This window comes from Halovivax limisalsi (genome assembly GCF_023093535.1).
GTDB lineage: Archaea > Halobacteriota > Halobacteria > Halobacteriales > Natrialbaceae > Halovivax > Halovivax limisalsi.
This window is the reverse complement of the sequence record NZ_CP095757.1, coordinates 2347963-2369041: the sequence shown is the minus strand read 5'-3', so window position 1 is coordinate 2369041 and position 21079 is coordinate 2347963. Positions and strand designations below refer to the sequence as shown.

At 64.8% G+C, this 21079-nt stretch carries 19 protein-coding genes; 7 read left to right on the top strand and 12 right to left on the bottom strand.

What is annotated here, in order from left to right; translation table 11 throughout:
• Positions 1–98 precede the first annotated feature (98 nt).
• The gene (locus MXA07_RS10835; RefSeq protein WP_247728620.1) at positions 99–1166 is read left to right on the top strand and encodes a hypothetical protein; all 1068 of its coding nucleotides are present in this window, start codon (positions 99–101) and stop codon (positions 1164–1166) included.
• A 926-nt stretch (positions 1167–2092) separates the two neighbouring features.
• Here MXA07_RS10835 and MXA07_RS10825 read toward each other — a convergent pair.
• Positions 2093–2794 carry an HAD family hydrolase gene (locus MXA07_RS10825; protein ID WP_247728618.1) on the bottom strand — a complete coding sequence of 234 codons (702 nt, stop codon included), beginning with the start codon at positions 2792–2794 and terminating at the stop codon, positions 2093–2095.
• Positions 2795–3120: 326 nt separating this feature from the next.
• Here MXA07_RS10825 and MXA07_RS10820 point away from each other — a divergent pair, with 326 nt between their 5' ends.
• Positions 3121–3738, top strand: a complete 618-nt coding sequence (locus tag MXA07_RS10820) for a hypothetical protein (protein ID WP_247728617.1) — start codon at positions 3121–3123, stop codon at positions 3736–3738.
• A gap of 290 nt (positions 3739–4028) precedes the next feature.
• On the opposite strand, the gene MXA07_RS10815 is transcribed toward MXA07_RS10820, so the two are convergent.
• From MXA07_RS10815 to MXA07_RS10775, 9 genes are all read right to left on the bottom strand, one after another.
• Entirely contained in the window at positions 4029–4586 is a 558-nt protein-coding gene (locus MXA07_RS10815) for a PIN domain-containing protein (protein WP_247728616.1), read from the bottom strand.
• Position 4587: 1 nt separating this feature from the next.
• Positions 4588–4977, bottom strand: a complete 390-nt coding sequence (locus MXA07_RS10810; RefSeq protein WP_247728615.1) for a hypothetical protein — start codon at positions 4975–4977, stop codon at positions 4588–4590.
• A 136-nt stretch (positions 4978–5113) separates the two neighbouring features.
• A complete protein-coding gene (gene gcvPB, locus MXA07_RS10805) occupies positions 5114–6655 on the bottom strand; it encodes an aminomethyl-transferring glycine dehydrogenase subunit GcvPB (protein ID WP_247728614.1) in 1542 nt (513 codons plus the stop codon).
• Entirely contained in the window at positions 6652–7989 is a 1338-nt protein-coding gene (gcvPA, locus tag MXA07_RS10800) for an aminomethyl-transferring glycine dehydrogenase subunit GcvPA (protein ID WP_247728613.1), read from the bottom strand. Before gcvPA ends, gcvPB begins: the two co-directional genes overlap by 4 nt.
• Before the next feature lie 183 nt (positions 7990–8172).
• Positions 8173–9291, bottom strand: coding sequence for an AI-2E family transporter (locus MXA07_RS10795; RefSeq protein WP_247728612.1), 1119 nt, complete (start codon positions 9289–9291; stop codon positions 8173–8175).
• A gap of 506 nt (positions 9292–9797) precedes the next feature.
• Positions 9798–11141: a hydroxymethylglutaryl-CoA synthase gene (hmgB, locus tag MXA07_RS10790; RefSeq protein ID WP_247728611.1), complete on the bottom strand. Its 1344-nt coding sequence runs from the start codon at positions 11139–11141 to the stop codon at positions 9798–9800.
• Between the two features lie 80 nt (positions 11142–11221).
• Positions 11222–13159, bottom strand: a complete 1938-nt coding sequence (locus MXA07_RS10785; RefSeq protein WP_247728610.1) for a hypothetical protein — start codon at positions 13157–13159, stop codon at positions 11222–11224.
• 64 nt (positions 13160–13223) lie between these two features.
• Positions 13224–13805 carry a DUF2150 family protein gene (locus tag MXA07_RS10780; protein WP_247728609.1) on the bottom strand — a complete coding sequence of 194 codons (582 nt, stop codon included), beginning with the start codon at positions 13803–13805 and terminating at the stop codon, positions 13224–13226.
• Positions 13806–13861: 56 nt separating this feature from the next.
• Positions 13862–14716, bottom strand: a complete 855-nt coding sequence (locus MXA07_RS10775; RefSeq protein ID WP_247728608.1) for a TatD family hydrolase — start codon at positions 14714–14716, stop codon at positions 13862–13864.
• 364 nt (positions 14717–15080) lie between these two features.
• Between MXA07_RS10775 and MXA07_RS10770 the strand changes: the two genes are divergently transcribed.
• Positions 15081–16649: a S8 family serine peptidase gene (locus MXA07_RS10770; RefSeq protein WP_247728607.1), complete on the top strand. Its 1569-nt coding sequence runs from the start codon at positions 15081–15083 to the stop codon at positions 16647–16649.
• A 183-nt stretch (positions 16650–16832) separates the two neighbouring features.
• On the opposite strand, the gene MXA07_RS10765 is transcribed toward MXA07_RS10770, so the two are convergent.
• Positions 16833–17291: an NYN domain-containing protein gene (locus MXA07_RS10765; protein ID WP_247728606.1), complete on the bottom strand. Its 459-nt coding sequence runs from the start codon at positions 17289–17291 to the stop codon at positions 16833–16835.
• Positions 17292–17437: 146 nt separating this feature from the next.
• On the opposite strand from MXA07_RS10765, the gene gcvT reads away from it, so the two are divergent.
• Both gcvT and gcvH read left to right on the top strand, forming a co-directional pair.
• On the top strand, positions 17438–18544 hold the full coding sequence (gene gcvT, locus MXA07_RS10760; RefSeq protein WP_247728605.1) for a glycine cleavage system aminomethyltransferase GcvT: 1107 nt from the start codon (positions 17438–17440) through the stop codon (positions 18542–18544).
• Entirely contained in the window at positions 18544–18927 is a 384-nt protein-coding gene (gene gcvH, locus MXA07_RS10755; protein WP_247728604.1) for a glycine cleavage system protein GcvH, read from the top strand. Before gcvT ends, gcvH begins: the two co-directional genes overlap by 1 nt.
• An 84-nt stretch (positions 18928–19011) precedes the next feature.
• Here gcvH and MXA07_RS10750 read toward each other — a convergent pair whose 3' ends face one another.
• The gene (locus MXA07_RS10750; protein ID WP_247731740.1) at positions 19012–19722 is read right to left on the bottom strand and encodes a helix-turn-helix domain-containing protein; all 711 of its coding nucleotides are present in this window, start codon (positions 19720–19722) and stop codon (positions 19012–19014) included.
• A gap of 121 nt (positions 19723–19843) precedes the next feature.
• On the opposite strand from MXA07_RS10750, the gene MXA07_RS10745 reads away from it, so the two are divergent.
• Both MXA07_RS10745 and MXA07_RS10740 read left to right on the top strand, forming a co-directional pair.
• A complete protein-coding gene (locus tag MXA07_RS10745; RefSeq protein WP_247728603.1) occupies positions 19844–20500 on the top strand; it encodes a metal-dependent hydrolase in 657 nt (218 codons plus the stop codon).
• Positions 20501–20567: 67 nt separating this feature from the next.
• Entirely contained in the window at positions 20568–21062 is a 495-nt protein-coding gene (locus tag MXA07_RS10740) for a GNAT family N-acetyltransferase (protein WP_247728602.1), read from the top strand.
• Positions 21063–21079 lie beyond the last annotated feature (17 nt).

Sequence of the window (21079 nt, the reverse complement as noted above, 5' to 3'; positions counted from 1 at the left end):
AAGAGGTATCCGCCTGAACCATAGTCAGAAGCGGACTGTGGATAGGTAAAGGTCGAAGCAGTACGGAGCTTTATCACCGAAGAATGATATGTGATGGCATGGAAACAGAAAAAATCGTTGTCCGGTTTCAGATACCATTTCTGATCCGGGTTGGAGATCCTAGTTCGGATGATTTAGAAACGTATGAGATACCATTTGAGAATTATACAGCAGAAATTGGGTTCAATATGGTTCCAGGTGGAGGAGAAGGTGGGATAACCACTGCAACTGGCGCCGAAGAAGATCGTCTAGGGAATTTGTCCAGAACTAACACACAAGTAGTATTTGGGGAAGACTTCATCGAAACAATCCCTGAGGATATCCTTGAGGTTCCTGGATCGCCCGTTTTACAGATTTCCGGTGGTGGGCAGAAGAAGGACAAGAACGAATATATCGTTGAAGAAGCCACACAATGTGTAAATAGGTTTGTTAATGCATATAAATCAGTTACAGATAGTTACTGGATGAGAAATTTGCTCCCTCACGATATTTTTGACTTTGTTATTATTGAGAAAGATGGTTCAGGCGAACACACTCAACAACACTACAAGAAAAATGCGGGAATAATGAGAGGAATGGGGTCGACAATTGATAATGAAGATGATGGTTTAATAAGAGGTATGTTAAAAAGTAGGATCGATCCTAGCGTCTACACTAGGTTACAACTGCGGATACGTGACCAAATGTCATTAAAGGAGTTTGACTTAGCGGTGACGGATTCACATAGATTGATGGAGAGATGGTTGAAAGAAGCGTGTGAACAGTTATTACAGGATTATTACGGAATGGACAGCGAGGAGGCCGTCGAGACTGCTCGACGAGAGGATGGCACATTCATGAAATTCGATAATATTCTGGATCAGTATTCGTCAAAGCTCGACTTCCAGATTAAAGAGTTGAAGGAGTATAAAGAATGGAATAATGGCGTGCGAGACCTGCGGAATGATATAGTTCACGAGGGCTATAACCCAACAGAAGAGGAAGCCATTGAAGCTGCAAAAGCTTGTAATCGGTTAGTAATGGCCGTCAAATCAGAATTTGATGAATATTTGATTGGGAAACTATCGGCCATTTCGGGACTCCCCGAGGATGGCATTGGACGGACTGAGACATTTGATGATACATGACCAACAATCCTGGTTGCTTCATTAATATTTGAGGTATGTCTAAGTCTCTAACCCCACGGTTCCTAGCTCGGTAAAACCCATTTCTCGAATATGCACACGAGGTCGGGATGTTGGTGTTCACGAAAGCATCGCAACAGGACAGATCACGAGTCTCTCCTCTAAAGCATAGCCCTCAGAGAAGCCGCCTAAAAGCAGCACCAAATCTTCGAAAGGCAAGTCTCCCAATATCAGTACCTCGTGTTCACAGCCCATTCCTTCCGCGAACCGAGATGATACCCGAAGATCAGTTAGCTTCCCACACCCCGGATCGGCTTGAACCGGTCGTGCAGCCTATCACTCACCTCATCCTCAGACGTACTCATCTAAATTTCCAGCATTCCCAGCGCAGCAAGGCAATCCACGCAGATTCGCATCTCCGAATCCCGATATCGCTCGTTCGGCGCCCCCTGATGGCACGCCATGAGTCGCACCCAGTGAGCACCCTTCAACTCTACCCCGCACCGCTCGCACGCAGATTCCGCCGACAGTCCGTCGTAATCGTATCGACCCATCAGCGTCCCTCCGCCGAGTAGTTATGAACTTGGCTACCGACTTTCGAATCCAAGCCAAAATCCGAGAATAGCTGACGCTGACTGTACCACGGACGTGCGAGACCTTTTTGTCTCAGTGGTTTGTACGCAAACATGGCTGATGAAAACCTCCACCGGTTTTCGGAAGCCGCGTCTCGGGTGCCCTTAACACCCGGGACATTCGCTATATCCCCGTACGCTCGACGGAGCGCGGCTTCCGTTCTGTCCGTTGACGTGAGACGATAAATAATTACTGGTGGAGCCATGGTTGCAATTTCCGATCGACCGAGCGAACCACGACGGGCAGCCGTCGCCACTCGGTGTCGAAACGCCCTCCTCGCCCTGCTGTCCCCAACCTCAGAGAATCGTCGACAAGTCCGCCGGCGATTCGAGCCGGTACGTCGGGGTCGGCTCGGGAGCGCTCGGCGTCGTCCCGGTGGGGCGATCCAGCGGCAGCCACGCCGACTGCAGCCCGGCCGCGTGCGCGCCGACCACGTCGGCGCTGTGGTCGTTGCCGACGTACAGCGTGGTCGCGGCGGACGCGGTGAGCCCCGCGAGCGCCCGTCGGAACGGCTCCGTCGCCGGCTTCGGGTCGATTCCCGCCGTCGGGTCGCAGTACACCGCGACGTCGAAGGCGTCCGCGATGCCGAGCGTTTCGAGTTTCGCCCGCTGCGTCTCCTTCCCGCCGTTCGTGATCAGCCCCACGTCGTACCGGTCGCGGGCGGACGCGAGCATCTCTTCGGCGCCCGGCCGAAACGACACGTCAGTCTGGTCGACGACCTCCGCGGTGATCTCGCCGAGTTCGTCGAGCAGCGACGGGTCGACGTCGCGAGCCGTCGAGCAGTTCGCGACCGTCGCCCGGTAGAGGTTTGCGTAGAACTCGGCGTCGGTTTCGGCCGTCTCGACGTCGGCCGAATCGACGGCGCGGACGTCTTCGGGCGAAAAGAGCGGGTCGATGCCCGCGCGGTCGAACACCGCGGCGTGGACGTCGCCGTCGGACTGATTGGATACGCACAGGGTGCTGTCCAGATCGAAACAGACTGCGTCGATGTCTGACACGTTCCGACCGTCGGAATCGAATTCGCATAATCGTTTTGGCCCCAGACGACGGAATGGAGGAGTGACCTCGACTCGAGGTGACCTTCGACGCGTCCCACGGTGTGGGCGACCCGGTCGGCGTGGCGACCCGCGTCCGCGTATCGCTCGACGGCGTGGCGTGACTGCGGGTCGACCTCGCCGCCGGGGATCGACCGATGAAGACTTGCAGGCGATCGGCCTGGCACGGTACGGCACCCGACGATGACCTTCATCACGGTCGGTGCGCATCCCCCGAAGTGCGATAATCTGGGAACAAGGCTATCCGGCACAATCCATTACGTACCAGTATGAAACGGACGGCCGACGCCTACAACGCGTTCCGCCGGCGCGTCCTTCCGGGGATCCACAACGTGCTGGACGTGTTGATCGGTGGCTACGCCCTCAGTGACACGCCACCGGAGGAGTACGTCGCGACGCTACGCAGTTCCGAGCCCGAAATCGAGGAATTGCTTGACTCGCTTGGCTTCACCCGCAACCTCGTCGCATCGCTGAAGGTGCGCGTCGACGGAAACGTCTCCGACGGGTCGTGGGTCTACCGGAAGTCGCTCCTGACCGACTACCAGTTACACGTGATCCTCCACGAAACCGAGGACGGCGTCGAGACCTACGCCCACTGGGAGTACTCGTCGATACGTCACCCGTATCGCCACTACCTGGCGCGCGAGTACGATGCCGAGAAAGGCGTCCGGATCATGCGGTCGATCCTGATGGACGCGGCCGATCAAAATGACCTCTCCTATACGATCGAACCGCCGTTCGGTCGACACAACTGGTATATCAGTCTCCTGCGGACGGTGTCGGATGGTCTGGCCCGGCGGCTGTTCGGCGTCCGAGAGCGCTTCTCTGGCGGGTTGACACCGGAGACGCCCGGGCTCGTCCAGCGGGCGGGGGCGCTCCTCCGCTGAGGTGAGCTGAATCCGGCTGGCCTCGATCGAGTGGGGTCAGAGGATTCGGGAGTGCAGTCGCCGCCGCGATCTACGCTCAGGGTCGCATTCCGGCCTGTTCTCATGTGCGGAAACCGAATTTGACTGCCATCGAACGCGACTTCTACGCAGAACGACTCACCGAGGCAATCGAGCGAGTCAGGAACGACGGATGACACCAGCCCTTCGGTCGGAGAGCGGGCGGGCTCGGACGGTGCGGCTCGGTCCGTCCGAGCATCGATCGGTAGCCGCATAGCCACCATCTCGATCGGTCACGGTAGATACGTGGCCCGAAGGCGATCGATGTACCCCCGATCCCAGTCTTTCGTCTCGACGAAGTAGGTCAAAACCGCATCGACGTACTCCGGCGGCAGCATCGCACGATCGGCCAGCGCGCAGAGGACGTGCGGGGTCGTAAACAGCGTGTTGCGGTCTTCGAGGGCGAGCGAGACGAACAGGTAATTCGTCGAGTTGAACTCGTCGGTGACGAACATGTCGGCATCGAGGTCGTTCGCGAGCCGGATCCCGCGGGACTCGCCGGCGTCGAGGCCGTACGCGAGCGGGTCGTCGACCGTCCCGGCGACGTCGTGCGTGGTGACGTGATCCGCCGCGTCGAGAACCAGCCGCGCTGCCGTCCCGAGGAGATCGTCGTCACCCGCCGCCTCGCTGACCTCGCCGAGTACGGTCGCCGGAACGTGGACGTCGTAGGCGGTGAGAACCGTCTTGAGCGGATCGGCGCCGCTCGGCGCGCGCTCTCGCCCGTCGACGACCGGCCGGGCGAGGTGCAAGAGCACGTTCGTATCGACCACGACGAGGGCGCGTTCGTCCATCTCAGGCGCGGGTTTCTTCGCCGTCGTCATCCTCGCCCGGTACCCATTCCGGAGCGTCGCCACCGTAAAACGCGTCGTCGGTCGGTAGTTCGCCGGTCAGTTCCGGCTCGGGCGGGTCGCGGTCGAGCGAGGCTCGCACCAGTTTCATCCGCATCGCCTCCTCCGAGCCGAGGATCGATTCGACGGTCTCGAAGTCGATCTCGTCCGCGTAGTAGGCGTCCCGTAGCCGGCGCTTGAACCCCTCGTCGGCGGCGAGCTCGTCGATCTCGTCGCGCAACGCCTCGATGAGCAACTGCGTCCTGGAGACGTCGAGCAGGCTCGCGATCCGATCGGCTCGCTCGACCAGGGAGGTCGGGGCGTTGAAATCCACCCGCGTCTTCTCCTGGGACATCGTACTCGTGTGTAGACCGTACACACGAATAAGCCTGCTGGAGAACTGTCGCTGGACGTGGCACGATCTCCGAGTTCGAACGGGTGTAGCGACCCCGACGGCATCTTTCGAACCGCGTGGCGAAACGAGACAGTCGCTACTCTTCGCCGTCGTCGAGCGCCTGCCACGAGAGCCGCGGGGTCCGCGCCGCGCTCGTCTGGTCGATGCGTTTCGCGGTGGTCCGGTTTGGCGCGTCCTCGAGCGTCGCGTCGTCCTCCGCGGCTACCGCGTCGAACGCCGCGGCGAGTTGGTCGAGCGTCGACTTCGTCTCGACCTCCGTGGGTTCGGTCATCAGGGCCTCGGGGACGATTTCGGGCCACTTGGTCGTCGGCGGGTGGACGCCGTAGTCGAGCATCCGCTTGGCCACGTCGGCGGCGTCCTGCTCGCCCGCGCTCGCGACGAACTCGTGGTGGAAGGGGCCGTAGGGAATCTCGTAGTCGATCCGGCTCCCCAGGTAGTTCGCGTTGAGGACCGCCTTCGCGCTCGCGTCCGTCAGGCCCTCGTCGCCCAGCCGGGCGATGTACGCGAAGGCCTTCACCAGGACGAGCCAGTTGCCCTGGAAGCCGTGGACCTTGCCGATCGTGTGCTCGGGGTCGAAGAGTTCGTACTCCGCGCCGGTGCTCGCCGTCGTCGGATCCGATCCGTTCCGCCCCGCCGTCGCTTCCCGAACGCGCGGGGCCGGCAAGAAGGGCGCCAGGTCGTCGACCACGCCGACCGGGCCGGCGCCGGGGCCACCGCCGCCGTGGGGCGTCGCGAACGTCTTGTGGACGTTGTAGTGCATCACGTCGAAGCCCATGTCGCCCGGTCGGGCCCGACCCAGCAGGGCGTTCAGGTTCGCGCCGTCGTAGTAGAGCAGCCCCCCGACGTCGTGGACCATTTCGGCGATCTCCTCGATGTCGCGCTCGAAGAGCCCCAGCGTGTTCGGGTTGGTGAGCATGAGCGCCGCGGTGTTCTCCGAGAGCGCCGCGTCGAGCGCGTCGAGGTCGACCCGGCCTTCGTCGTCGCTCGGCAGCGAGACCACGTCGTAGCCGGCCAGCGCCGCCGTCGCGAAGTTCGTCCCGTGAGCGCTCTCGGGGACGACCACCTCGTCGCGGTGGCCCTCGCCGTTGTGCTCGTGGTAGGCCGCGGCGACGCGGATCCCGACGAACTCGCCGGCCGCACCCGCCGGGGGCTGCAGGGTCACGGCGTCCATGCCGCCGATCCGCGCGAGGTAGTCCTGCAGACGGTAGCACAGTTCGAGCGTGCCCTGGATCGAGTCCTCGGAGCGGTCCGGGTGGACCGCGGCGCCGGGGAGCGCGGCGACGTCCTCGGTGAACGGCGGGTTGTACTTCATCGTACAGGAGCCGAGCGGGTACGGGCCGCTGGTGATCCCGTAGGTGTGCTGGGAGAGGCGGGTGTAGTGGCGCGCGAGCTCCGACTCGGAGAGGCCGGGCAGTTCGAGCGAGTCCCGCGTCAGCTCGTCGGGAAGCCCCGCTTCCTCGGCGTCGACCGACACTTCGGTCTGGTCCTTCTCGGAGAGCAGGGGCTCGTAAGTCCCGTCGGTCGACCAGCGGGCCTGGTCGAACCGGACCTCGTTCGCGTCGTCCGCAGCCGCGTCGTGCCGGTCGTCCGATCGCGCACTCGCGGAATCGCCGCTCATCGGCTCACCTCCGCGAGGGCGTCGACGAAGTCGTCGAGTTCGTCGTCCGTCGCGCCGGAGACGCACACCTGGATCCGGTGGTCGTCGAGGGTGTGGACGGCGTAGCCCCGATCCTCGAGGTCCGACGCGATCGCCCCCGCGGGCTGGTCGACGCGCGCGACGAACTCCCGGAAGTGGTGCCGGTCGTGGACCGGGGCTTTGACGCCCATCAGGTCGTCGACCCGTTCGGCCAGGTCGCGCGCTCGGCGGACGTCCCGCGTGCCGAGGTCGACCATGCCCCCGGGGCCGAGGGCGGCCGCGTGGATCGCCGTCCGGAGCGCGACCCACGCCTGGTTGGTGCAGATGTTACTCGTCGCGCGTTCTCGCCGGATGTGCTGCTCGCGCGTCTGGAGGGTGAGCGTGAACGCACGCCGGTCGTCGGCGTCCTCGCTGACGCCGACCAGTCTGCCGGGCACCTGCCGGAGGTAGTCTTCCTTCGTGGCGAAGATGCCGAGGCCCATGCCGTAGGCGGTCGGCAGCCCGAGAACGCTCGCATCGCCGACGACAACGTCGGCGCCCACGTCGGCCGGCCGCTGCAGGACGGAGAGCGCGACCGGGTCGGAGCCGAGGACGAACAGCGCGTCCGCGGCCGCGGCGGCCTCGCCCATCGCCGTTAGCCCCTCCTCGATCGTCCCGCGGACCGTCGGATTCTCGGCGTAGAGCATGACGACGTCGTCGCCGAGACGAGCCTCGATCGCGTCGACGTCGGCGGCGCCGTCCGCGGTCGGATACGCCTCGATCGCGAGATCGGTCCCGGCCGTGTAGTTCTCGAGCGTCGAACGCTTGGCGTCGGCCAGCAATTCGGGGACGAGAACGGTCGACCCGGAGACGCTCCGGACTCGCTCCGCCAGCGTCGCGGCCTCGCCCAGCGCCGTCGCCGCGTCGTACATCGAGCAGTTGGCGATCTCGAGGCCCGTCAGTTCGACGAGCAGCGACTGGTACTCGAAGAGCGCCTGGAGAAAGCCCTGCGAGACCTCGGGCTGGTACTGGGTGTAGGAGGTGAGAAACTCGGATCGATCCGAGAGGTGATCGACCAGCGAGGGGACGTAGTAGCTGTAGTGACCGCGCCCGAGCAGTTCGACCAGGTCGTCGTTCCGATCGAGGACGGCGCCGACGAGTTCGCGAGTGTCCCGTTCCGTTCGGGCCTCGATCCCGAACGACTCGTCGAACCGGACCGACTCCGGAATGTCGAAGAGGTCCTCGACCGAGTCGACGCCCACCTCGTCGAGCATCGCCGCCGTCTCCGTCGCCGTGTGAGGAGCGAACGGACTCCCCGTCGTGCGTGAGCCGTGCATGGTATGTTACGTTCCCGCGAACCGACTGCCGGCGCCCCCAGCGCGTGGGTCGTCTCGGCCAGTGACGGACGGGAACACGTTGTCCGACTGTTGCGTCGCGGGCCTTATGAACGCACCTTTTCGCGTCGATACCGGCCGGTATGCACCTCGGGGACGTATGTCGTACCCGCCGTCCGGTCGTCGTCACTCCGACGATCCGTGGTCCTCAATTTCGTCACCGGTCGCGTCCTGGCGGTTCGAGATGATCTCCTCGACTCCACGGGTCTCGGGTCCTGACGCGCCGGTTCGCTCCTCGGCGAACGCGTCGAGGGCGAGCTTCGCCCCGCCGAGGACGACGGGACCGAGGAACAACCCGACCGGGCCGAAGGCGACCAGCCCGCCAAAGATGCCGACGGTGACGGTGACGGCGTTGTAGGCCTCCGTCCGGCCGATCAACGCCGGTCGAATGTACGTATCGGAGAGGGTGACGAAGAGGCCGAAGACGGCGATACCGACGGCGGCGACCGGTCGGCCGACGGCGAGGAGGTACGCCGAGACCGGGACCCAGACTGCGAACGCGCCCACGAGCGGAAGGAGCGTGAGGACGAACGTCGCGACGGTGAGAAAGATCACGGACGGCACGCCCGCGACGGCCAGCCCGACGCCGAGCAGCACCGCCTGGATGGCGGCGACGGCGACGTTCCCGACGATCGACGCCCACATGAGTTCGTCGAGCCCCGCCCAGAGGGAACCGAGATCCTCGTCGTCCGCGGGGATCACCCACGTGAGCCAGGCCAGCAGTCGACCGCCGTCCCGCAGCAGTCCGAAGAGCACGAACAGCGCGATCGTCGCCCCGATGAAGAAGCCGGGCGCGCCGCCGACCACGCCGAGCGCCGCGTTCCCGATCCCTTCGAGCGCCGTCGCGATGCGGCCCTGGTTGGACTCGTAGAGCGTCATCAGGTCGACGGAGAGGCCGATATTCGCGAGTTCCCCCTCGATCGCTTCGACGTCGATAGATCCGTCGCGGATCGCTCGAACGACGCCGAACGACTGTCGGATCGCGATCGACAGCACGACGACAAGCGGTACGAGGACGACCACCAGCGTGGCGATCACCAGACTCACGGCGGCCATCGTCGGCCCGAGGTAGCGTTCGAGCCGTCGCTGCGCGGGCGCCAGCGCGTAGGCGAGGACGACGCCGAAGAGGACGTACTGCAGGTACGGGAGGATGAGCCAGGCGGCGAGGAGCGCCGCACCCACGGCGAGCACCGTCAGGCCGACCCGATCCGGTGGCCAGGTCGTTCGGCCGGAGCGTCCGGACATAGGGATCGTACGTCGGCCGGACACAAGATGGGACGACCTCGGGCCTCCAGGAAATCCATCGGATTCCACGTCCCGTTCGAGGCTGCGGGCGGGGCCGACGAATTACCGTACCGGTTGCTATAACGACGACTTCGGTAATCGCAGTGAGACGAGCGGTTCGTGTCCAATAGGAAACCAGGTGGATCGACCAGTACTGACACCAGCATCCGCCGAGCGAAGCGAGGCGTTTTGCTACGAGAGAGCGAGCTCTCTCGGCATCTCGGAAGACCAACGGTCTTCCGATGACTCGTCGAAGTGTCCGGCACTTCGAGATGACGAAAGAGCGCTTGCGCTCTTTCGAACCACACCGCCGGAGCGGGCTTCGCCCGCGGAGGCGGTCTTTTTCATCGAAGTTTTTGCGCGAGCGAGTTGCGGGCCAGGGGCCCGCAACTGAATGCCGTGGCGGCGAAGCCGCCACGCGGTTCCGCGCACAGCGCGGAACCCGAGGCGGAAAAAGTTCGGTTCGCCTACTCGACGTAGCGATACTTGCGTTCGCCCATTCGCCCCCAGCCGTCGAAGACGAACTCCCGGCTCGGGGTGGTGAGTTCGGCCGTTTCGACGTCCTTGTCGTGGTTGTGGGCGTCGTGGACCGCCTCGTACTCCGTGAAGGTGAGGTCGTAGCGTTCCGCGAGCTGGTCGTCGAGGTGGTCCGACACCGCCTCGATCTCTTCGTGCCAGCCGTCGGCGACGAGCTCGGCGTGGACCTCGGCCTGGGCGCCGCTCCCGTAGGAGCCGACGCCGAGGGCCGAGCCGGCGAGGTCGCGATCGGTCTCGGCGGCGTGGATGAGCGCGCTCGCGCGGGCGAGGTGAACGGAGCCGGTGTACCAGTTGCCGACCTCGCGCGAGATCGTCAGCGTCGGCTCGATGGTCGTCTCGTACCAGGTCTGGTAGCGCTCGGTCGCTTTCAGGTCGTCGACGTAGCCGCGAATCGCCTCGTCGTAACCCGCCTTGTCGTCGAAGTCTTCACGTCGAGGCTGGCGGCCGATCTCCTCGGCCAGGTCCGCTTCGATCGGCGTGTCCCGGATGGTGTGTCGGTACGCGAGCACGGCCGCCTTGCGGACCATGCCGGGGAAGGGCGTGTGGAACGGGACGTACGCGAAGTCGTCCGGGTGGCTGGCACCCGCGACGGACTCGTAGTCCTCGAGCGCTTCGCGCATGCGAGCGAGGTAGACCTGCATCGAGCGCTTGCCGTCGACGCTCGGGAACTGCTGCTGGGGCTTCAGGAAGTCGGTCTCGTCGGCGCTGCCGTAGCCCTGCTCCGCGCTCAGTTCGACGAGATTCGGATCCTCGTCGATCAGCATCGCGACGGCGCCCGCGCCCTGGGTCGCCTCGCCGGGGTCGTCGCGCTCGTAGAGGGCGGTGTCGGTCGCGATCACGAGCGCGGCGCGCCCGCGGCTGCGCCCCGCCCGGATCCAGTTGTAGGCGTCGTCCAGACACTGCGTGCCGGCGATGCAGGCGAACTTGCGCTCGCCCTTGTTCGCGTGGTGGAAGTCGCCCTCGTAGACCTGCTCGAGACAGCCGGCCACGTACGTCGAGATCGGTTTGGACTTGTCGAAGGAACTCTCGGTCGCGACGTCGATCCGACCGATGTCCTCGGGCGTGAGCCCCTTGCGTTCCATCAGCCGGTGGGCGGCGTTGGCTCCCATCGTGACGATGTCCTCGTAGCTGTCGGGGAACGAACTCGCGTTGAGCCCGAGTCCCTTGGTGTACTTCTCCGGATCCTCGCCCTGGGCCGGAGCGAACGTGTTGGGGAGGTCGAGTACCAGATTCCCCGTCCAGATTTCGAACGCGTCGATACCGACACTGGTCATGGAAGAGAGGTGACGGAGCCGCTATTTGGTATTGTCGTTTGTAGTTTCGACGGTCGTCGATATCCGCGGATCGGACAGCGTTACAGGTCGTCGATCGTGAACTGGACGCTTCGTTCCGTCCCATCGGCTTCTTCGTAGTAGAGGACGACCGTCACCGATTCGCCGCCCATCGAAACCGTCTCGCCGTTATTCCGGAACTCGCCGACGTTGTACCGCGCCTCGGAACCGCTCGTGAGCGTGGGCTGGCTGTCGAATGACATGCGTTCGCCGATCGAAAATTGCTGATTGCTGTTGGCGGTCGCGTCCGCGAACCCATCGCCGTTTACGTCCACCGCCGCTTCCGGATCGGCGTTGGTACCGCGCCCTGCTCCGTCGATCTCGTTCGCCGGTGCGGACGTCGAGGCGATCTCGATTGCGGTCAGCGTGACGTCGTCCGATCGATCGTTCGCGACGTCGAACGCGATCAACGAGTCGACGCCGTCACCGTTCCGATCGAAGGTCCCGTCACCGCCGGCGAACGACAGATCGGCGACCGTGAGGCTCTCGGCGGCATCGTCGTCCTCGCTCTGTACCAGGGCGGTGTACTCGCCGCCGTCACCGGTCGTCGTCTGCCAGGATAGCGACACGACCGTGCTCGCGGAACCGCCGACCGTCACGGTCGTCGAATCCCGGAGTACGCCGTCCGTTTCCAGCGTGATATCCTGGGTTTGCTCGGTGTCACCGGTGTTCGTTACGTTCACGGACACCGTGTACGTCTCGCCGACGTTTATCGGCGCGTTCGAATCCTGGATCGAGACGGCGAGGCCACCCGACGGGCCCGACGCTTCGGTGACGGTTACCGGGAGGGCATCCGTTCCGTCGCCGCTCGATCCGTAGATCGTACCGTCACCTTCCGCGGTCGCCTCGACCCAGACCGTCGCCCGTCCCCGATCGTCCGTTCTCGTCCGCGTGTTCGGATGGGAGTGCTCGATCGAAAGTACGCCGCCGCCGGCGCTCGAATACGAGACCGACGCGTTACTGATCGGTTCGCCGCTCTGGCGATCAGTGACGGTGAGGTTGAACTGTTCGTGCGAACCCGCCTCCATCTCCTGTGGCGGTTCGTGATCCCACTCGACGTCGAACGTCGAATTGCTCCGTTGCTGAGTCCCGTCGTCCGTTCGGCTGATATCGAAGTCGTCGCTCGAAACGGTCCCCTCGCCGACGCCGACGCGACTCATCTGCAGGTCGTAGGACTCCCCTCTGTAGGCGATGACGACGTACTCGTCGCCGTCGGGCGTCGCTGTCATATTGTTCTCGCCCCACGTCGTTCCGATCTCTTCGACCCAGTGGGCGGGGTTTCGAGTCGGAACCCGGATCGAAATATTCTTGCCGGGTGCCGGCTCGATCGTCACCGGATCGCTCGGTCCGCTCAGCGTCTCGGTATCGATACTGAGTGAATCCGTCCCCGACTCGTCGAGGGTCCCGTTCAAGACGACGACCGAGATGGTGTCGCCAGTCAGTAGCTGCTCTGGAGCGAGCGTTCGGTTGTACGTCTCCGTCTGCTCGCGATAGAGCAACGAGTGATCGAGGACGGTCCGAAGCTGGCCGTCGATCTCGCTGTAGTCGGGTTCGTAGACGATCGACGTGGTGTTGTGAGGCGCGAAGAGTTCGCTCAGGTTCCCGTCGTACGATCCGGGGTCCGAGACGGTCGCGTTCCTGATTTCGAGCGGTCGTGGCTCGGTCGTACGCAACCTCCCCCGCGGATCGGGCGGGTTGATCGCCCACGTTCGGGCTGGATACTGAGTCCCCAGTTGAACGCGGACCGCTCGGTCGGTCCCGTCCCCGGCCGTGTTTACGATCGCGTTCCGGAGGTCCTGCAGGTCGCCGTCGACGGTCTGGCTGTGTTGGAACTCGATCTCCGTGTTCTGGTTCGGGACCACGCTCGCCTGGTACATCGCGAGCGCGGAGACGAGGATGCCGAGCATGAGCACCGCTCCGACGACGACGGACACGGCGCGCTCGTCACCCCCGAAGGGCATGGAGGAGAGAAGGTACTAGGCGGTTAAACGTGTGGTGGCCACCGCGGCGTCGAAAATCCCCCGCCTACTCGTCGTCTTCCTCGACGACCTCCGGATCGCTCATCGCGTTCTGGAGGCTGTCGAGTCCGTTCACCCACTCCGTGACGAGGCCGTACTCGATCTCTTCGGCGACGGCGATGTCGATCTCCTCGCCGTCGATGACGAGCGTGCCGGCCTGGGCGACGTAGCCCAGCGCCGCGTCCAAGTCGTCCTCGGCCTCGGCGTCGGCCGCCGCGCGGATGTACTCGCCCACCTCGGCGTCCGTCGCCGGACCGCCGGCGACGTACTCCTCGGCGGCGTAGAAGACGCAGACCAGGCTCGTCTGGACGCCGTCGACGAGCATCAGGGTCTCCTCGTCGTCGATGTCCACGTCCGAGAGCACGATCTCGCGCACTTCGGCGAGTTTCTCGAGGACGTCCTCCTCGTCCAGTTGCCCGTCGTCGTAGGCCGAGACGATCTTCGCGACGGCGATCGCCGTGTCGTCCTGCAGGTTCAGAAGCAGGCGGGCCGATTCCTCGTCCTCCGGATCGATCTCCTCGTCGTCGATTCGTTCGATCCAGTTCTGCCAGCGTTCGGCCGAGTAGAATTCGGTCGGGGGATTGCTCATACTCGAACCAACACCGGCCGCTTCAAATGCCTTTCTCTACCGCTCCGGGTGCGAATTCACGTCTCATGCCCGGATTCGAGCGTCTCCACTGTGTCTATCCCGTATACGCGCGCCGGCGTCTCGACGTGGGCGAGTTCGATCGCCGCGTCGCGTCCGTTCTCGCCCAGCCACGACACCCGCCGCGGCACCGTCTTCGGGCCGAGAACGGCGCCCGGCCGGTCGGGATCGTCGACGAAGTCGGTTTCCATGAGAAATGGGTCGCCGCGCTCGGCCGCTCGTTCGAGTCGATCACGATCGCTCATCACGCTCGGCGTGACGCCCTCGAGTCGACCGCCGGCGTAGTGCTTGACGACGCGGTGGGGCTCGAGACCCGCTTCGACCGCCCACCTCGACACGTCGGTCAGATCCTCGGTGGCCTCCGTGTGTAACTGGAGTGCACAGTCGACGTCGCTCGCCAGGTCGAGCGCGCGTCGAATGCACGCGTTCGATTCCTCCCACACCGCTGGCGAGACGTCGTAGTGGGGGCGCCCGGACTTGAGCGCGAGCGCCCGGCCGTCGGCGACGAACGACGCCGCCCGCTCCAGGCCCGTTCGAATGCGTTCCCCGGCCGTCTCCGGATCCAGTCCCGCGTCCGTCAATCGCGAAATCAGCGTGGGATGGACGCCCAGGACGGCCCAGGCCCGGCCGGGGAGTTCGGCCGACGCCGCCTCGACGATCTCGATCGTCCGCTCGAAGACCGAATCGAAGTGGTCGGGCCCCTCCGGGAGCGGTCCGAGGTGCCAGGACGGTTTGTTGACGACCAGAAGGTGCGTGCCCCCGGAGCGCGCGAACGCTCGAACGGCATCGATTCCGCGCCCCGCCTCCGGATCCAGATGGAGGTGGTTGTCGAGCACTGGCGCGTCGTCGGTCATACGAGAGCGTTGGGCGCCGAGGGCAAAAGGTGTCGGATCCACCGTTTCGACGCGATATGCTCGACATCGGTACTCGGTCCCGGTACCCGCGCCGGAGTGTGTTGTTCGGCGACGTCCGGCGAGACCCAGGGGATTGAGGAGGTGCCACCGTTCGCGTGTAAACGTGACCGCGGTTTACTCCGGTCCGGTACGCTCGTCTAACATGGAAAAGCACGGTAATTTTCGACGGATCAAGCACTCGATCTAAATAGAGGCGGGCTAATATAATATTACCCAAACCGAGTAGTTAATTGTATTAGTAATCCAATAGTAATTTAATCGTTTCCGAACTCATATTAACCCCCAGCAGCTATCCTAAACTGGAATGTCTGGTGAACATAACCGATCGATGAATCGGCGTACGATCCTGAAAGCAGCCGGTGGAGCCGGTGCCGCCCTCGGATTGGGTGGCATCGTCAGCGCGACACCGGGTCGCGAACCCGGTCCGAAAGAAGACGAGATCCTCGTCGGCGTGGCGGACGATACCGCCCTCGCGAGCGTTCGATCGACCGTTACGACGGCCGTGCCGGACGACGCGTCGATCGTTCACGAGAACGAGACGCTCGAATACGTGGCCGTTCGGCTCGCCGACGACGAACCGCGCGCGATGGAGTCGACGATCGAACGACTCGAACGCCAGCCGGGAGTCGAGTACGCGGAACCCAACGTGACGAGATACCCGCTGGAGCGGCCGAACGATCCCGGTTTCGATCAGCAGTACGCGCCCCAGCAGGTGCGGGCCGACCAGGCCTGGAATACCGAGGTCGGCTCGATGGACGTCACGATCGCCGTCATCGATCAGGGCGTCCAGTACGACCACGACGATCTCGCGGATCGCTTCCAGGGCGGCAACGGCTACGACTTCGTCGACAGGGATGGTGATCCCTATCCCGCCGGCGCAAGCGAAAATCACGGAACGCACGTCAGCGGCTGTGCGGCGGCGACGACGGGGAACGGAGCCGGCACCGCGGGTATCTCGAACTGTCGGCTCATCTCCGGTCGCGCGCTCGGAAACGGCGGCGGATCGATGGGCGACATCGCCGACGCGATCCAATGGGCAGCCGATCAGGGGGCCGACATCATCAACATGTCCCTCGGTGGCGCAGGCCCCAGCCAGACGGGCCGCCGGGCGATCAATTACGCGTTCCAGAACGGCGCGCTCCCGATCGCGGCGGCGGGCAACGACGGCGGTTCGGTCTCGTACCCGGCGGCGTACCAGAACTGCGTGGCGGTCTCGGCGATCGACGAGAACGAGAACCTCGCGAGCTTCTCGAACCGCGGCCCGGAGATCAACGTCGCCGCGCCGGGCGTCGACGTCCTCGCCCCCGTTCCCTTCGGCGAGTACGAGACCATGTCGGGCACATCGATGGCGTGTCCGGTCGCCTCCGGTGTCGCAGCTCTCGGCAAATCCGCCAATCCCAACCTCTCGCCCCAGCAACTCTGGAACCTGCTGGAACAGACGGCCGTCGACATCGGCCTCCCCCCGCGATACCAGGGCGCCGGTCGCGTCGACGCGCTGAACATCGTCGGCGGCGACGGCGGTGGCGGCGATCCGGGCGACTGCGGCGAGGAGCGCGAGACCGCCTCGGCCGACGGTGAACTGAGCGGCGGCTGGTGGGGCGACAGCGACACGTACTCGTACTCGCTTCGCACGTCGAACCCGTGCGAAGCGACCGTCTCGATCTCCGGACCGTCCAACGCGGACTTCGACCTCTACCTCACCCTGGACGGGAGAGAGCCGACGACGTCCGATTACGACGAAGCGTCCCGGAACCAGGGCAGTCAGGAGTCGATCACCGTCGACCTCACCGGCAACGAGGAACTGGGACTGCTCGTCGACGCATACAGCGGCAGCGGGTCCTACACTATCCAGTTGGAGGAACTCGGCAAGTAAGCCCGTCCCCCCGATTGGCTTCGATTCGTCCTTTTTTCGCCGTAATCGGCCCTCGTAACGGCTCCGAGTCGGGAGACCGCTTCTTGGCCACTCGGACCATCAACGACGATGGCGGCCGAGATCGTCCGCGGTTACCCGAGAACGCGGCGGACCGTCGGTCGGCCGGCACCGGTTTTTGTTCGACTACGAGTCGGGGTCGAGCGTCGTCGCGCGGTTGGCGGCGTTCGCGAGCGCGTCGGATCGGCCGTACTCCCCGGGCGCGATCGCGACCGTCTCCACGCCCCTGGCGTTCGCGTGCTCGAGGACGGGTTTGAAGTCGGTGTCCCGCGAGACGACGGCCAGCGTGGAGAGTCGTCCGTCCGCGACGAACGCCGTCGCGTCGACGGCGAGTTTGACGTCCACGTCGCCGCTCGTGACGACGACCTCGAAGCCGCGGGCTTCCCCGGCCCGAACGAATCCCGGCGGCGCGTGCTCGTCGACATAGAGGCGGGCCGTCGCGATCCGACCGATATCGGCGCCGATGTCGCGGACGTCGTCCAGGTCCACGTCGAACTCGTCGCGAAAGACGTTCGGGCCGTCCACGAAGAGGCCAACCCCGTCCGCCGCGTCGCGACCGAAGAGCCCCCGGAGTGGGTTTCGCATGCCCGGACCTTCGTGGGAGCCCAAAAAAGACTGGCGTCACGGCGCCCGGTGAACCCCGCTGTCGGACGGAGACGCGGACGATGGACGGCGGATTCCAGCCCGTCGCGACGAAAAGACATTACTACGCCCGTCTGAATTGCTCGACCATGTCGTTACAGACGCCGCCGCTGTACGCGGCCCACGACGAGCGGGGTGCCAGCTTCACCGAGTTCGGAGGCTGGGAGATGCCGGTCGAGTTCGACTCCATCCGGACCGAACACGAGGCCGTCAGGGAGGACGCGGGGATCTTCGACGTCTCGCACATGGGCCAGATCGAAGTCGCTGGACCCGACGCCCGGACGCTGATGGATCGGCTGACGACGAACGACGTCTCCCGCCTCGAACCGGGTGACTCCCAGTACGCCGCCATCACCGACGCGGACGGCGTGATGCTCGACGACACCGTCGTCTACCGGCGGCCGGACCGCGACGACGAGCGCGTCTACCTGTTCGTCCCGAACGCGGGCGCGGACGAGACGATGGACGCGCGCTGGCGTGACCACCGCGACGAGTGGGACCTCGACGCGACGGTCGAGAACCTGACTCGCGAGTACGGCATGATCGCCGTCCAGGGACCGAACGCGCCGGGGCTCGTCGCCGACGCGGTGGCCGACTCAGAGACGGTGGCGGAGCTGGACCGCTTTACCGCGACTGACGCGACGGTCGACGGCGTCACCTGCTGGACTGCGCGGACCGGCTACACCGGCGAGGACGGCTTCGAACTCATCTTCCCCGCGGCCGATGCCGAAACGGTGTGGGACGCCTTCGCGGACGACGCCCAGCCCTGCGGACTCGGGTCGCGGGACACGCTGCGCCTCGAAGCGGGTCTGTTGCTCTCGGGCCAGGACTTCGACGCCGAGTCGAACCCGCGAACGCCCTACGAGGCCGGCATCGGCTTCACCGTCTCGCTCGACACCGAGTTCGTCGGGCGGGACGCGCTCGCGACCCAGAAGGAGGCGGGCGTGGAGGAGCGACTGATCGGCTTCTCGCTCGAAGAGCGCGGCGTCGCCCGCCACGGCCACGCCGTCGAGGACGACGGGACCGTCATCGGCACCGTCACCAGCGGGACGATGAGTCCGACGCTCGACCGGGCGATCGGCCTCGCGTACGTGCCCGTCGGCTACGCGGACCCGGACACCGAGATTCAGGTCTCGGTCCGCGGTCGAACGAAAAGAGCAAAGGTCGAACGCATCCCCTTCATCGATACGGTATAATGAGTTTCGACGTTCCAGCGGATCGACGGTACCTCGAATCGCACGAGTGGGCGGCCGAATCCGACGGCACGGCCAGGATCGGCATCTCCGACTTCGCCCAGGACGAACTCGGCGACGTCGTCTTCGTCGAACTCCCGGAGGCGGGCGACACGATCGAGGCCGACGAGACCTTCGGCGTCGTCGAATCGATCAAGGCCGTCTCGGACCTCTACGCACCAGTCAGCGGCGAGGTCGTCGCCGTCAACGAGGCGCTCTTCGACGCGCCGGAGCTGGTCAACGAGGATCCGTACGGGGAGGGGTGGATGCTGGAGGTCGACCTCGACGACGAGTCCGAACTGGACGCCCTCCTCACGGCGGAGGCGTACGAGGACCAGATCGCATGAGCGGGGATCGGCTCCTCCAGTGAGACCCGGCTCGCGTACCACCATATCGCATAGACGCGGTGGCACGCCCGCCCGAGCGCGGTCTCACTCGATCGACGCCAGGTCGTCGAGCATCGCATCGATGGGCGTCGTCGTCACCGCGAGCGAGTAGCCGTCGATCCGCGCGAGGTCGGCCGCGTGCTCCCAGAGATCTTCCCGGTCGATTCCGTGTAAGACGACAGCGTTCGGGGTCGGCGACACGACGCGGAGTGCGACGAGGGGCGACTCACCGCGGGTGACGCCCGTGAAGACGAGGACGCGGCTGGTCGACTGCCCGTAGAGTCGAATGAATTCCTCGCTCGAGAGCCGCGTGATCGCCCGGATGCTGTCGATGACGGTGTGGCCGGTGATCCGATCCGCCTCGCCCGCGGCGATTTCCTCGGCGCCGATCTGTCGGTAGACGGAAGAGAGCGACCGTGCGGTCGGATACTCGCGGAGGTCGTAGACGACGTCGCTCTCGAAGCCCGCCGAGAGGACGCGCCCGTACTGCCTGATGCGCTCGCCGCCGCGTCGCTCGTCGATCGCGAGGAGCCCGGTGACGAGTCGACGCACGACGCCGATTCCCGGGCTCTCGCGCCGCCCGCTCTCGTAATCCGAGATGACCGACGAGGACACCTCGAGTTCCGACGCCAGGGTCGTCTGGGAGACGTCGAAGTCGGTCCGCCACTTGCGCAGCGTCGCGCCGGGGTCGTCGCTGAGGGTGATCTCCCCGGCGATCTTCTCGGCGAGCGCGTCTCGCGTCCCGCGGTTCGGCATGGTCGTGCTCTGGAACCGATGGTGCAAGTAGCTACCGAAGGGACGACGGCCGGCGTTCGTATCCATCGGTCCGTGCGAGGAACGCAAAGGTCCAAGACGTCGCCGGACAATACCCTGTTCTATGCCCTCGACGCTAATTCACGTGGGCCTGGCGGGGCTCCTCGGCGTCGCCCTCCTCGGTGATCGGTTCAGCGCGCGCGCCATCCTGGTGGTGCTGGCAGCGGCTGCGGTCATCGACCTCGACACGATCGTCGGGATGTACTGGCAGGGGACTCATCGAGCGGCGTTTCACAACCTGTTCGTCGTCGCGGTCCCCGCCCTCGTGCTCGTCTGGGACGGGTCGCTACGCGAGCGCTCGGCCGTCCGCGAGCGGTGGGGATCGACCGGAGTCCGCGTCGGCTGGGTGGCGCTCGTCTGCGTGCTCTTCGCCCACCTGCTGCTCGACGCGTTCTTCAACGGCATCAACCTCTTCTGGCCGCTGCAGGATCAGTTCTACGACCTCTCCGGCGAGCTCTACTACTCCAACCAGGACGGACTGGTCCAGACGTTCGTCGAGTTCACGACGGAGGAAGGGACGAGCCAGCTCTCGGAATCGACCGCGACGGGGACGACGAGCGATACCCACTACTACACCGGGTTCGACCCCGGTCCCGGCGCCCAGCCGGACACCGAACGGATCTACCACCTCGCCTCCTCCGGCGAGCTGCTGATCACCGGCCTGGTCGGCTACCTCGCCGTCGGCTATCGAATCCTGGACGAGCGCGCGACGGCGAACTGAGTTCGCGACGCGTCGGTCCCTTCCGGGAATCGATACACCGAAGACGATTACTTCCGAGGGGTTCGCCATGACCGTCGACCTACGACCGTACGACCCGACGACGGACCGAAGCGCGCTGTGGCGGCTCAAGCGCTCGTTCGAGCTCGAACTGGGCGGGGAGACGGGCGACGACGCGAAGGAGGATCGGTACGCAACCAAACTCGACGACGGCTATCGCGAGCGCTACCTGGCGTGGGTCGACCGGTGCGTCGACGACGAACCCGGGGCGATTACGCTCGCCGAGGCCGACGGGACGCCCGTCGGATACGTCTTCGTCCTCCCCGATCGGCTCGCGATGATCTGGGACGCGGCGGTCCTGAACGAAATCTACGTCGAGCCGACCCACCGGGGAACCGGCGTCGCGGACGAATTGATCGAACGAGCGGTCGACGTCGTTTCGGACCAATCGCTCCCGCTCTCTCGACTCGTTCTCGACGTCGATCCGGACAACGAGCGGGCGTCCGATTTCTACCGCCGACACGGCTTCGAGACGTGGGGCGAACTGGTCTCGCTCGACCTCTGAGTGACGCCGCCTCGAAC

Bases quoted from the DNA above. Each gene is read 5' to 3' on its own strand.
- MXA07_RS10835 (WP_247728620.1), top strand. From the start codon at position 99: ATGGAAACAGAAAAAATCGTTGTCCGGTTTCAGATACCATTTCTGATC.
- MXA07_RS10820 (WP_247728617.1), top strand. From the start codon at position 3,121: ATGAAACGGACGGCCGACGCCTACAACGCGTTCCGCCGGCGCGTCCTT.
- MXA07_RS10815 (WP_247728616.1), bottom strand. From the start codon at position 4,586: ATGGACGAACGCGCCCTCGTCGTGGTCGATACGAACGTGCTCTTGCAC.
- MXA07_RS10810 (WP_247728615.1), bottom strand. From the start codon at position 4,977: ATGTCCCAGGAGAAGACGCGGGTGGATTTCAACGCCCCGACCTCCCTG.
- gcvPB (WP_247728614.1), bottom strand. From the start codon at position 6,655: ATGAGCGGCGATTCCGCGAGTGCGCGATCGGACGACCGGCACGACGCG.
- gcvPA (WP_247728613.1), bottom strand. From the start codon at position 7,989: ATGCACGGCTCACGCACGACGGGGAGTCCGTTCGCTCCTCACACGGCG.
- MXA07_RS10795 (WP_247728612.1), bottom strand. From the start codon at position 9,291: ATGTCCGGACGCTCCGGCCGAACGACCTGGCCACCGGATCGGGTCGGC.
- hmgB (WP_247728611.1), bottom strand. From the start codon at position 11,141: ATGACCAGTGTCGGTATCGACGCGTTCGAAATCTGGACGGGGAATCTG.
- MXA07_RS10785 (WP_247728610.1), bottom strand. From the start codon at position 13,159: ATGCCCTTCGGGGGTGACGAGCGCGCCGTGTCCGTCGTCGTCGGAGCG.
- MXA07_RS10780 (WP_247728609.1), bottom strand. From the start codon at position 13,805: ATGAGCAATCCCCCGACCGAATTCTACTCGGCCGAACGCTGGCAGAAC.
- MXA07_RS10775 (WP_247728608.1), bottom strand. From the start codon at position 14,716: ATGACCGACGACGCGCCAGTGCTCGACAACCACCTCCATCTGGATCCG.
- MXA07_RS10770 (WP_247728607.1), top strand. From the start codon at position 15,081: ATGTCTGGTGAACATAACCGATCGATGAATCGGCGTACGATCCTGAAA.
- MXA07_RS10765 (WP_247728606.1), bottom strand. From the start codon at position 17,291: ATGCGAAACCCACTCCGGGGGCTCTTCGGTCGCGACGCGGCGGACGGG.
- gcvT (WP_247728605.1), top strand. From the start codon at position 17,438: ATGTCGTTACAGACGCCGCCGCTGTACGCGGCCCACGACGAGCGGGGT.
- gcvH (WP_247728604.1), top strand. From the start codon at position 18,544: ATGAGTTTCGACGTTCCAGCGGATCGACGGTACCTCGAATCGCACGAG.
- MXA07_RS10750 (WP_247731740.1), bottom strand. From the start codon at position 19,722: ATGCCGAACCGCGGGACGCGAGACGCGCTCGCCGAGAAGATCGCCGGG.
- MXA07_RS10745 (WP_247728603.1), top strand. From the start codon at position 19,844: ATGCCCTCGACGCTAATTCACGTGGGCCTGGCGGGGCTCCTCGGCGTC.
- MXA07_RS10740 (WP_247728602.1), top strand. From the start codon at position 20,568: ATGACCGTCGACCTACGACCGTACGACCCGACGACGGACCGAAGCGCG.